The 11,054-nt window shown below is 69.1% G+C and carries 12 protein-coding genes; 5 read left to right on the top strand and 7 right to left on the bottom strand.

The genetic code is table 11. The annotated features are described in order from the left end of the window. Nucleotides 1-85: 85 nt before the first annotated feature. Together A3862_RS22915 and A3862_RS22920 are read right to left on the bottom strand one after the other, a co-directional pair. Nucleotides 86-493: a hypothetical protein gene (locus tag A3862_RS22915; protein ID WP_043357279.1), complete on the bottom strand. Its 408-nt coding sequence runs from the start codon at nucleotides 491-493 to the stop codon at nucleotides 86-88. A gap of 199 nt (nucleotides 494-692) precedes the next feature. Beyond that, on the bottom strand, nucleotides 693-884 hold the full coding sequence (locus A3862_RS22920) for a hypothetical protein (protein ID WP_043357287.1): 192 nt from the start codon (nucleotides 882-884) through the stop codon (nucleotides 693-695). Nucleotides 885-971: 87 nt separating this feature from the next. Between A3862_RS22920 and A3862_RS22925 the strand changes: the two genes are divergently transcribed. Then, on the top strand, nucleotides 972-1,235 hold the full coding sequence (locus A3862_RS22925) for a hypothetical protein (RefSeq protein ID WP_043379630.1): 264 nt from the start codon (nucleotides 972-974) through the stop codon (nucleotides 1,233-1,235). A gap of 60 nt (nucleotides 1,236-1,295) precedes the next feature. On the opposite strand, the gene A3862_RS22930 is transcribed toward A3862_RS22925, so the two are convergent. Then, the gene (locus tag A3862_RS22930) at nucleotides 1,296-1,922 is read right to left on the bottom strand and encodes a cell wall hydrolase (RefSeq protein ID WP_051045108.1); all 627 of its coding nucleotides are present in this window, start codon (nucleotides 1,920-1,922) and stop codon (nucleotides 1,296-1,298) included. Between the two features lie 143 nt (nucleotides 1,923-2,065). After that, nucleotides 2,066-2,392 carry a DMT family transporter gene (locus A3862_RS22935; protein WP_043357283.1) on the bottom strand — a complete coding sequence of 109 codons (327 nt, stop codon included), beginning with the start codon at nucleotides 2,390-2,392 and terminating at the stop codon, nucleotides 2,066-2,068. Between the two features lie 364 nt (nucleotides 2,393-2,756). Here A3862_RS22935 and A3862_RS22940 point away from each other — a divergent pair, with 364 nt between their 5' ends. Further along, a complete protein-coding gene (locus A3862_RS22940; protein WP_043756823.1) occupies nucleotides 2,757-3,989 on the top strand; it encodes a serine hydrolase domain-containing protein in 1,233 nt (410 codons plus the stop codon). Between the two features lie 94 nt (nucleotides 3,990-4,083). On the opposite strand, the gene A3862_RS22945 is transcribed toward A3862_RS22940, so the two are convergent. Beyond that, nucleotides 4,084-5,496 carry a DUF4105 domain-containing protein gene (locus A3862_RS22945; RefSeq protein WP_053608247.1) on the bottom strand — a complete coding sequence of 471 codons (1,413 nt, stop codon included), beginning with the start codon at nucleotides 5,494-5,496 and terminating at the stop codon, nucleotides 4,084-4,086. A gap of 598 nt (nucleotides 5,497-6,094) precedes the next feature. Here A3862_RS22945 and A3862_RS22950 point away from each other — a divergent pair. Continuing rightward, nucleotides 6,095-6,523, top strand: coding sequence for a MucR family transcriptional regulator (locus A3862_RS22950; protein ID WP_053608246.1), 429 nt, complete (start codon nucleotides 6,095-6,097; stop codon nucleotides 6,521-6,523). A 137-nt stretch (nucleotides 6,524-6,660) separates the two neighbouring features. Here A3862_RS22950 and A3862_RS22955 read toward each other — a convergent pair whose 3' ends face one another. Continuing rightward, complete coding sequence (locus A3862_RS22955; RefSeq protein ID WP_236961451.1) at nucleotides 6,661-7,614, bottom strand: PAS domain-containing protein; 954 nt, start codon at nucleotides 7,612-7,614, stop codon at nucleotides 6,661-6,663. A 743-nt stretch (nucleotides 7,615-8,357) separates the two neighbouring features. Between A3862_RS22955 and A3862_RS22960 the strand changes: the two genes are divergently transcribed. After that, nucleotides 8,358-9,293: a sugar kinase gene (locus A3862_RS22960; RefSeq protein ID WP_111474017.1), complete on the top strand. Its 936-nt coding sequence runs from the start codon at nucleotides 8,358-8,360 to the stop codon at nucleotides 9,291-9,293. Nucleotides 9,294-9,409: 116 nt separating this feature from the next. Further along, complete coding sequence (locus A3862_RS22965) at nucleotides 9,410-10,216, top strand: DUF502 domain-containing protein (protein WP_374701387.1); 807 nt, start codon at nucleotides 9,410-9,412, stop codon at nucleotides 10,214-10,216. Nucleotides 10,217-10,471: 255 nt separating this feature from the next. Here the strand turns inward: A3862_RS22965 and A3862_RS22970 are convergent, their stop codons facing one another. Further along, a complete protein-coding gene (locus A3862_RS22970) occupies nucleotides 10,472-10,795 on the bottom strand; it encodes a hypothetical protein (RefSeq protein WP_043357302.1) in 324 nt (107 codons plus the stop codon). Nucleotides 10,796-11,054 lie beyond the last annotated feature (259 nt).

The raw sequence follows: 11,054 nt of genomic DNA on the forward strand, positions 1-11,054 counted from the left end.
GCGGCCGTCGCCGCCGCCGCCTATGTCCTGATCCGTATGGATTAGTCCGGCCGTCGCCGCGCCGACGGACGATCCCGCTCCGTCGCTACAGGATTCGACAGCTCCCGTAGCTGACCTTGATCGCATTGCGCTCCTCGGGATTGAGCTGCGCCTCGACGAAGTTCAGCTTGTTCAGGTCGATCAGCAGGAAATAGACGCCGTTCTGGCATTTGATCGCGTTGCGCGGCGTGCGCTCATTCAGACGCGGCGAGGCGGTCTGACACTCGTAATAGTCGGAGCGTCCTGCCGAGATCACGGTCAGCAGGCCGCCGCTGGTGACCAGCGAGAACGTCCGGGCCTTCTGGGGCTGCGGCTTCGCCCCCTCCGGCGTGGCGGCATCGAGACCGACGGACGCCTCCTCCGTACACGTCATCGGACGGCGCAGCTGGGAGGCGGACGGCGTGATGCTCAGCAGGAGAAGCGCACCGGCGAGCGCTACCCGTTTCGCGATCATCGGCTAGGGATCCGTGATTCGTGGGTAGTTTCTACCCACAAGCTAGGCCTTTACCCGTCGGTGTAAATGCCGCCTGCTCGGGCGGAGAGGCCGATCAACAGATTTGCCCGCTCGTTCCATTTCACGGCGCGCGTGATTACGGGTCAAGCCGGTCTCGCCGAGGACGGCCACCCGGCTTCCGCGGCCGGCGAAACGGGCTCTACGCCTCCGGGACATCTGGATTGTCGTTGGCGGCCGCTTCGGCATCGCGCCGCGCCGCGATCTCCGTGCCGATTTCCATCAGCAGCAGCCGGGACAGGAGCTGCATCGTCGACGTGCCGTGTAGGGCCAGGAGTTGATGGGCCGCGATGGCCGTCTCCACCATGCGGTCAAAACCGTCTTCGTCGGACATGGCGGGGCGGTAACCTGGTTGAATGCCGAGCATACAACTTAAAGGTATGGATCGAGTTCGATCGCCCGCGCAGAAACAGGAGGCCCCATGATCCCGCCCGGCCAAGCCGACGTTCTGCTGAGGAGATTGGCCGAGGCACTCGAAAGTCCGGTCGAGATCTTCTTCCAGGAATCCGGCTCCGAAGCCGGAGGCGCGTCCGGATCGGACTGCGACCCGATGCCGACCCTGGAGCTGCTCCGCTTGTGGCATGCCTTGCGGGAGCCGCGGAGCCGGCAACGGGTCCTGGCGGCCGCTCGTCAGGAGGCCCGGAACCTGCGCGCGACCGGCGCGACGGACGCGGCGGCCGGCTGATCGAAGCCCGGCCGCGCAGCCGCCTTCAGAGGCTGCGGCGGCCGGGTCGCGCGTGCGCTGTCAATGGCTCGCGGACGGGGGCGCGGGTACGGCCGCGAAGGTCAGGACCGTCGCGGGGAGGGCGGGCGCCGCCGGTGCGGCCGGCTTGTCCTGCGGATCCGGCTTGTCCTGCTTTGCCATGCGCTTGTCGCGCTTCTCGTAGAAGGCATTGCCCCCGGCGACGGCCACGTAGTGCATGTTGGTGTAGGGGAACCGGTGGCCGGCGGTGTGGAAATACATCGCCTTCCCGACCTTCGGGTGGCGCTCGCCGGCCAGGACGGCATCGGCGGCATCGGCAACCTTCAGCAGGTCCTTCTCCTGCATCGGCTTGGTGAGCACGCCCGGCGCGAACTGTCCCGGCTGGCCGACAACCGCGCAGATGCCCCCCGGGAAGACCGCATTCTCGAGCCGGTTCATGACCACCGTCCCGACGGCGACCAGCCCGTCGCTGTCGCTCCGGTTCGATTCGAAATACATGGCGCGGCCGAGACAATCGCGCTCGGCATCGCTGACGACCATCGGCGGCTTGCGGTCGGGGATCGACCCCGTCGTGAGAACCGGCGAAGCGGTGTTGCAGGCCCCCAGGCCTCCGGCTACCGCCAGGACAATCAGTGCAGGACCGACCTTCGTCCTCTCGCTACCCTGCATGCATGTGCGCTCCGTGCTCCCCCCAGCCTGCCGCGTCGGGCGGTGTTCCGCTCCGACCAGGCGAAGGCCAAGCTTGACGGCACGTTCGCGGCGAGGATGTGGCGAGGGCGTCCCCGCCTCGGGGCCGGGCCTGAACCCGGGCCTCAGTGCTGGCCCTGGCCGGCGGCCAGGATGGTCACGCCCACGGCGATCACCGCGATGCCCGCCAGCATCGTCGGGTTGATCGCCTCGCCGTACAGCCACGCGCCGCCGAGCGCCGCGCCGATCATGCCGATCCCCGACCAGATCGCGTAGACGACGCCGATCGGCAGCAGGTCCATGCTGGTCGACATCAGCCACAGGGCGGTCCCGTATCCGAGGGCCACGATCACCGTCGGTCCCGGACGCGTGAAGCCTTCGGCGGCCTTCAGCGCCAGGGTGGCGGTGACCTCAGCGCCGATGGCGAGCCCGAGGATCAGGAACGGATTCATGGCACGGCGAACTTTCGGGCTGCACGGGCTGCGTGAATCGGGCGGTCGAGGCGTGTAGAACCTGTTTCGAATCGGACGCCCGAGCAGACGGAGGAGCGCAGGGCCGGCCCAAGTCTGCTTCGAATCGGCCGCAGGACATCGGCGGCCGCCGCCCGACACAAGGCCACAGATCCATGAACATTTCCGAACCAGCGTCCCGGACCTTCGTGGGCGCTGAGCCAGGCGCACCGCGCCCGGTTCTGCGGCCGGGCTTGGGCCGATTGGGGCTTTCGTTAAGCCCTCCTGCGCATGGTGGCTGCGCGCCGGCCCACCGCCGCGATGGCGGCCGCGCGACAGCGACGATCCAGAGCGACACAGACCCAGCATGACCGCGCCCTTGGCGATCCCGGACTCTCCGGCCCGCACGCGCCGGGGCCGCCGCTGGGGCGTGATCGCGGCGGCGGGCGGCGCCGCCGTTCTGGGTTGCGCCTGGACCGCCGCCGCGCTGATCAACGTCCCCGACCCCGTCACCCTGACGGCCCTCGCGGTCATCGAGCCGTCGTCGGTGGGCACGTGGTTCCCGAGCCGGATCGTCCAGGCCCCCGCGCGGGCGAGCGATCTGCCGGCCCGGCCGCGCCCGATCCTCGACCGCGTCCCCTGGAAGGGGAAGACCGTCCCGCTGATGGATGTGCTGGCGGCGACCCACACCAACGCCTTCCTGGTGGTGCAGGACGGGGTGCTGATCCACGAATGGCAGCGCGCGGGAACCGGACCGGAGACGCTGTTTCCCTCGTGGTCGGTGGCGAAGTCCATCGTCTCGCTGCTGGTCGGCGCCGCGGTGGCGCGGGGCCAGCTCGCCGAGACCGACCGGGTCTCCGCCCTCCTGCCCGAATTGAAGAACGGCGCGGTGTTCGGTCAGATCACCGTGCGCAACCTCCTCGACATGGCGAGCGGGATCGCGGTGCCGGAGAACTACGATCCCCGGCATCCCCTGACCGGTACCGCGGGGATGTACCTGACGCGCGACATCACGGCCTTCGTGCGCGACAACGCGCATCTGGCGTTCAAGCCCGGAAGCAAGGGCCGCTACCGCAGCATCGACACAGAGCTGCTCGGCCTGATCCTGGCCCGGGTCGAGGGCAAGCCCCTGGCCGACATCCTCTCGGAGCGGATCTGGAAGCCGATGGGTGCCCAGGCCGACGCCACCTGGAACCTCGACCGGCCCGGCGGCGTCGAGAAGGCGTTCTGCTGCATCAACGCGACGGCCCGCGACTTCGCCCGCCTCGGCCTGCTGGTGGCCGACCAGGGCCGGCTGAACGCCAACCGCATCGTCCCGGCCCGCTGGATCGAGCGGATCATGACGCCGGCCCGGCGCGACGTCGACGGCTGGCAGTACTCGGCCCAGTGGTGGCACGCCCCGGGGGGCGAGGACGACGACATCTCGGCGATCGGCGTCTACGGCCAGTACATCTACGTGAACCGCGAGACCGGCACGGTGATCGTCAAGCTCAGCGATCACGGCGCCGAACAGGACGAGATCGACACGCTCGCGGTGATGCAGACCATCGCGGCCGATCTCGCCGCCGGTCGCCCCCCCGCTTCACGCAAGGAACCCTGAGCGGGGCGCCGCGGCCAAGGCTTCGACCGAGAAGGCTTCCACCGAGAAGGCTTCGGCCAACAAGGCTCCGGCCAAGGCCCCGGTCGAGGCCCGGTCAGGCCTCGGTCGGTCCGCCCCCCCGCACGGAGGACTGCTGGGTGAGCGGGCTCAGCGGCGTCAGACCCCGTGCCCGCCAGTTGCGCAGGAGACGCCATCCGACCCGCCGCCACGCGATCGACGGGACCGGCGAGGCCGGATCGACGAGGGCGCTGAGAGCCCGCGTGTAGTCGAGCACGAGGCCCGGGGTCCAGGTCATCGACCGCGCCCCGTTGCGCAGGAAGGCCGCCGCCCAGAATTCCGGCGTGGTCAGCGCCGCGGCGAGCTGCCGCCAGGGATGACCGCCGCGGCTGAACGCGCCCTCGACCGCGATGTCCAAGGCCTGGGCCACCGTGGTGGAGCAGTTGCGACTGATGAAATTGTAGGTGGTGTCGGCGCTGTAGTACGCCCAGAACGCCCGCAACCGGGCGGCGTCGATGCCGTTGAGCGTCACCGCCACCGTCGCCGGGCACCAATCCGCCACCTCCGCCTCGTGGGAGGGCAGAAAGCGTCCGGGCACGTCGTTCTCGGGGCCGGCCCGCAGGCTCGACCGCAGGTTGGCAGGCGAACGGTCGATCTCCACCGCGGGATAGTGGCTGATGTAGAGGTCGTCGCCCTGCTGCAGGGCGGCGTGGCCGGTGGAGAACCGCCCCGCCTTGTCGACGGAGGCGACGTAGCGCCGGATCAGCCGCTGGCCGGCGGGGGTCGTCGCCTGCCCGGTGGGGGTCCAGACATAGACCGTCAGGCTGCCGGGCTCGGCGCTGCCGACGGAGGCGGCCGGCTCGGCTGTGCCCAGGCGCCGGGTGCGCAGCCCGGCCAGCGCGAGGTTGGCCCCGTTCAGGATCAGGAACATCCCGATGCAGTAGCCCACCGTGCCGGCATACCAGGTCGGCCAGGGCTGGAGATGGAACAGGCCGAAGGCGATGCTGAGGCCGCCCAGGGCCACCGACATCCGCCAGCCGGAAAACTTCAGCAGGCTCGCGATCGTGATCCGGACCACGCCGTCCACCGTGAAGGCGATGCCGAAGATCATGGCGAGCAGGAAGGTGCTGTGCCGGGTGGCCATCATGATCAGCACCGCCATGACCGACAGCAGCACGCCCTTGAACAGGCGCAGCCGGCGGGCGGCGCCGAGCGCGGACAGGCCGGCGGCGAGGGAACTCACGCCCTCCGCCAGCAGGATCAGGCCGAACCACCGGTCCGGAACGTGGAGCGCCCCGTCCAGGGAATCGATCGCCACGAGGATGCCGAGCGACGACCACAGCAGGCCCGTGGCGACGATCAGGTGCCAGTGGCGGCGGACCGCGGCCCGCCCGACGAGGAGCATCCAGAGGGGCGCCATCCGGCCGCCGGCGGCGTCCGCGCCGCCCGGTCCGGGCGCGTCGAGCGCCGAGAGCGCACGCGGGATGGAGGTCGAACACGGTCCGGACATAGGGGTCGCCCTCGAAAGCGCGCGTCAACGAGCCTCTCGCACAGATCCCGCCATGCCGTCACGGCCGGAGCGAGGCTCCCGACACGCACGAGGTCTGAGGAGCGCGCGAGGCGCACGATCGAGACGACGATCCACAACTTGCCTGAGGACTTTGTTAATCGCGGCCTCGCACGGGCTCCCGCGCCGGTCGCGGATGGCCGGGACGACGACCGTGCCGCCGCCTCGCCCGCGCCTCCCGCGGCCCGGCGGCATCCCGGATTGTCCCACGTCTCCGCGACTGATTCGGCCGCTGACAGCCTGTCATCGCGCGACCATTCGCAGTCATCGGCCGCAGGCCGCCGCAGCAAACGCCGCCACTGCGCAATATTTGCGAAGCCTCCCGAGAGGGCAACCTCATGTTGCCTCGCAAGAACAGAATGTGTTCAAAGCACATCTTAAGATAAACCGTAGACAAATCGCACAGTTTTTGTATTGTTACGCGCCAATCTTGGCAGACTCGAAGCAATTCGGCGCATGATCGGGCGGTAAATCACGATCAAGAGTTCGGATTTGTCGGTGCACCGATGCTCAAGCTTCGTTTCTATGCACTGGGGGATACATGAATACGATCGAATTGAACGAAAAGGCCGCAGATCTGAACACAGATCTGATCAAGTGCACGGCTTCACTGGTTGCGGCTTACGTGTCCCGGAACGCGGTGGGGGTGGGAGACCTGCCGGTTCTGATCGATCAGGTGCATACGGCCATAACGGTCCTGCAGGGGAGCGCCTCGGGATCCGGTGCGGGCTGGACCGGCCCGACCGCCGCACAGATCGAATCCTCGATCCAGCAGGATGGCCTGATCAGCTTCATCGACGGCCGGTCCTACAAGACCCTGAAGCGCCACCTGACCGCGCACGGCCTGACGCCCGAGCGCTACCGGGCCAAGTACGGCCTGCCGGCCGACTACCCGATGGTCGCCCCGGGTTACGCCGCCAAGCGCTCGGAGATCGCCAAGGCGATCCAGCTGGGCCACAAGGCGGCCTGAGCGAAACCCGGTCCGCACCGCCCCTCGACGCCCCATCCGGGCGCCGAGACGGGTGCCGAGACGGGCGGGCGCGGATCCGGGCTGCGGGCCGGCGCGGCAGGATTGCCCCGTGGGGGCCCGCCGCGCGCGGGCGCGGCTCAGACCCGGGCGACGGCCAGGGTCCCGTCATCGATGGGAACGAAGCGGACGCCCGCCCGGCGCAACGCATCGACCGCGTGCAGGCGGGACCGGCTCCCCCGATGCTCGCTGTCCTCCTCCAGGCGCCGCACCGTGGAATGCGACAGGCCGCTCGCCTGGGCGAGATCCATCATCGACCAGTCGAGCAGGGCCCGGGCGGCGCGTAGATGGTGCCCGGTGACGGAGTGCTCCAGGCCCTCGTGCGCGCCGACCGGCACGGGGGCATGGCTGCGGACAGGGTACTTGAGGCCGCCACGCCCGAGATAGGTCCCGTCCAGGTCCCAGATCGGCATCGTGAGAATCCGGAAATGCCAGAGCTCGCCGTTGGCGAGACGCTCGTGGGCCGTACCCTGGAAGAACGCCCGCCGCTCGATCCGCTCCGCGGCCGCCGCCTGGAAGGCGCTCCGCTCCTCCGGAACGATCAGGAGATACGGATCGGCGCAGATCTCCTCGAGGGGGAGGCCGTGGACCTGGGCGACCGCGAACGGGATTTCGCGGATGCGATCGAGGCCCATCGAGAAGGTCGTGATGTGCTCCGTGAGATAGAGCGCGCCCTGGCGCCGCCGCTCCTCCTGCCGCAGGCGCGCCAGCTGCTCCCGGTCGCTCACGTCGAGCGCCGTGCCGTTGAGGGCGACGGGGCGCCCCTCCGTCGAGAACCGGATCTCCATCGTCAGCGACAGGGTGCGAACCGTGCCGTTCGGCCGGATCACCCGCACGATGACCTCGCGCGGGACATGCCCCTGCCGGATATCGGTCAGCGCCGGCATCAGGTGCCGATCCTCCGGGTGGATCAGGCTGAGCAGCAGGTCATAGCGCGCCTTCGCGGCATTCGGCACCAGACCGAGCAACCGGTAGAATCCCGGAGACCAGATCTGCTCCCCACCCGCGAAGACCCAGCTCCACGCACCGCTCATCCCACGACTTTCCGTGAGAGTCAGGAACTCTCCCGAAGAAAATGTCAGAGCGCTTAAAGCAGTATGGAACATCTCAGCACCGCGCGGACCATATCATCGTTCCACACATCCGAACAAGGAATTTTTATTGCGATTAATTCATAATTAAGCTCAATGTTCAAGCAATGATGTAAAATGTTTTGCGGAATCTATTTTACAATACAGCATTCCCATCCAATCCGACCCAGATCATCGTGATGCAGCCCATGACCTGCGGGCTTGCGCCTGCCACGCTCCGCTACACGGACATTCCGCCTGCGGAACCCTCATCCGCCCCCGCGGCGCGCCGCCTGAACCGCATCGCGACCGGCTCTCGATCAGTGCACCCGCAAAAGTTGGCACTGTGTCTCGCTCACGCATGTTTCAAAACAATGATCATCCGCGATAACATTGGATCTATTCCGAGCAAGAGGCTTGGCGACACCATATTTCCCCGAGCTATTCACTGAATATTGGATAAATCGCGATCAATATTCGTAACAAAGAAATTTTAATACGCCGGGCCACAAGACGATTTCATAAATATTACGGAGCAAATATTTATTCTCATCACCTCGCGCCGGCGGCCATGGTCGCGTGTTCAATCGGTCGCCGGTCCGCACGGAGGGGCGCGGATCCGGGATCCGGTGCGGCCGCGCCGGCGGACGGTTGACAGGTCGGGCCGAACAATGCGGGGAGGTGGGCCGCACACCGGGAGGAACCGCATGAGGGTCGCCTGCATCGGCGAGTGCATGGTCGAGCTGTCCGAACGCCCGGACGGGACCCTCGTCCAGGGCTTCGGCGGCGACACGCTGAACACCGCGCTCTATCTCGCGCGTCTCGGCGTCAGGGTCGATTACGTGACGGCGCTGGGCGACGATGTTTGGAGCGACGCGATGGCGGCAGCCTGGGGCCGCGAGGGCATCGGCCTCGACCGGGTCCGGCGGCTGCCGGGCCGGATGCCGGGGCTCTACATCATCCGCACGGATGCCGCGGGCGAGCGCAGCTTCCACTACTGGCGTGATCGCGCCGCGGCCCGGGACCTCTTCACCGAGCCCGGCGCCGCCGAGACCGAGGCGGCACTGACCGGCTACGACCTCGTCTACCTGTCCGGCATCAGCCTCTCGCTCTACGGCGAGACCGGGCGCGCCACCCTGTTCGGGACGCTGGCGCGCCTGCGGGACCGAGGCGGTCGGGTGGCCTTCGACACCAATTACCGGCCCCGCGGCTGGCCCGACCACGACGAGGCCCGAGCGGCCTTCCGCGCGGCCCTGGCGCTGGCCGACCTGATCTTCGCCTCGGCGGAGGATCTGAACTGGCTCTTCGGCGCGGCGGGGGCGCACGAGGTGCTGCGCCATCGCGGTCGGGCCGAGATCGTGCTCAAGGCCTCCAGCGGATCCGGGCCCGTCGCCCGGGTGCTGCACGGGGCGGCCGACACCGCCGTGCCGGCCAAGCCGGCGGTGCGGGTCGTCGACACCACGGCCGCGGGCGACAGTTTCGCGGCCGGCTATCTCGCCGCGCGCATCGCCGGGCTGACACCGGAGGCCGCCGCCGGCGAGGCCCATCGCCTCGCCGGGGCGGTGATCGGGCATCGCGGCGCCGTGATTCCCCGGGACGCGATGCCGGCACCCGCCGTCCGGCAGCCCGCTCCGGAGGCCTGAGGGTCGCCGGGACCGGGGGCCGCCCTTGAGGCGGACAGGCGCAACCGCTACCTCTGCTCCCGGGGGACGATCCCCGCAGCTTCATCGCCGCGCGTGGTGCGGCCGAGAGGGCACCCGTGGCGCCGAGTCCCCCGCCGATTCCCCCGCCGATCCAGATTCCCGAGCCCGACGCAGCCGCGGGCGGCGGCGCCCCGAAGACGCGGGTCAGCGCGCGCGGCCGGCTGCGCACCTACTTCCTCACCGGGATCATCGTCGCCGGCCCCCTCGCCATCACCGCCTACATCACGTGGTGGTTCATCGCGCTGATCGATTCGTTCGTGAAGCCGCTGGTGCCGGCGAGCTACCTGCCGGACCATTACCTGCCGTTCTCGATCCCGGGCCTCGGCCTCGTGATCGCCTTCCTGGCGGTCACGCTGCTCGGCTTCCTCACGGCCAACCTCGTCGGCCGTTCGGTGATCGAGTTCGGCGAGGTCCTGCTGGCGCGGACGCCGGTGATCTCCGGCCTCTACAAGGGCCTGCGGCAGATCTTCGAGACCCTGTTCTCGGCCAACGGCACGTCGTTCCGCACGGTGGGGCTGGTGGAGTTCCCCGTGAAGGGCACATGGTCCGTGGTCTTCCTGTCGGCTCCCGCCGGCCACGAGGTCGAGGGCGCGCTGCGCGCCCGGGGCGCCCCCGCCGACGAACTCGTCGGCGTCTTCCTGCCCTGCGCCCCCAATCCGACCACGGGCTTCTTCTTCTACCTGCCCCGCGCCGAGGTGGTGGAACTCGCCATCAGCGTCGACGACGCCGCCAAGCTGGTGATGTCGGCCGGGGTGATCCAGCCCGAGGATCCGCAGGGGCGCCTCAACGCCATGGCGGCGACCCTGCGGACGGCCCAGCAGGCCGGCGGAACGGTGTCGCGTCGGGAGCCGCAGGACGCGTGAGGCCGCGCTTCCGGGCCAGGCCCGCTTCGGGCGCGGCGCCCGCCCGGCTCCGAGACCGACCCGTCAACGCGCGCAACACGGCGACCCGGTCGCGGCCGCCCGCGCGGCGTGACGCGCCGCCGGATTGCGTCGTCTCCCTCGGAAAGCCCCTGAAGGCGGGGCCGATGCCGCCTGCAGGGCGGACGAAAAAGGCCGGCCCGCACAGGTGCGGACCGGCCTGGAATGCCTTGGAAATCCCGTCCGTTCCGCGGCGGCTCAGCGCTGCAGCGAAGCCGTCTGCGGAGCGATGGTCGGCGGGGTCGCCTGCGCGACCGTCACGGCGCTGCGGGGGGGCGTCGGCCCCCAGCCGGCGGCGCATTGGAGCGTGAGGGCGAGACCCAGCGCGATGCACAGCCCGTTGGCGGCCAGCCAGAAGGGGCGGGCGGCCCGCCGCACGGCGGCCTGCAACTCGTCCGCGGTCTTGCCGGCCGCCTCGGCGGCGCGATCCGAGATCGGCAGCAGCCAGGGCTCGGTCGGCAGGGCTTGGATACCGGCCATCTCGTGGGAGCCCGGCAGGTTTTGGAACAGTCCGTTCGACATGTCCGTCCTCCAGATTCGTCCGTGATGTCCCGGCTTACCGGGCCATTCGTTCATCTCCAGTTAAGGGAAGAATATGGCTGATGCAAGATCGCGAGGCCTGTCCGGAGCCTGCCGGGCCGCCGCCAAGACGCGGCCAAGCTTCCGCCTAATCCCAACAAGTTCTTGATAAGATTGGTCTTTCCCGAGAGCCTGTGACATTGCGGCATCGGCCTCCCGGCTTGGCCGAGCGAGGGCGATTCCCGCCCCCACCGTTCAGGAA

The organism is Methylobacterium sp. XJLW, from assembly GCF_003254375.1.
Lineage (GTDB): Bacteria > Pseudomonadota > Alphaproteobacteria > Rhizobiales > Beijerinckiaceae > Methylobacterium > Methylobacterium fujisawaense.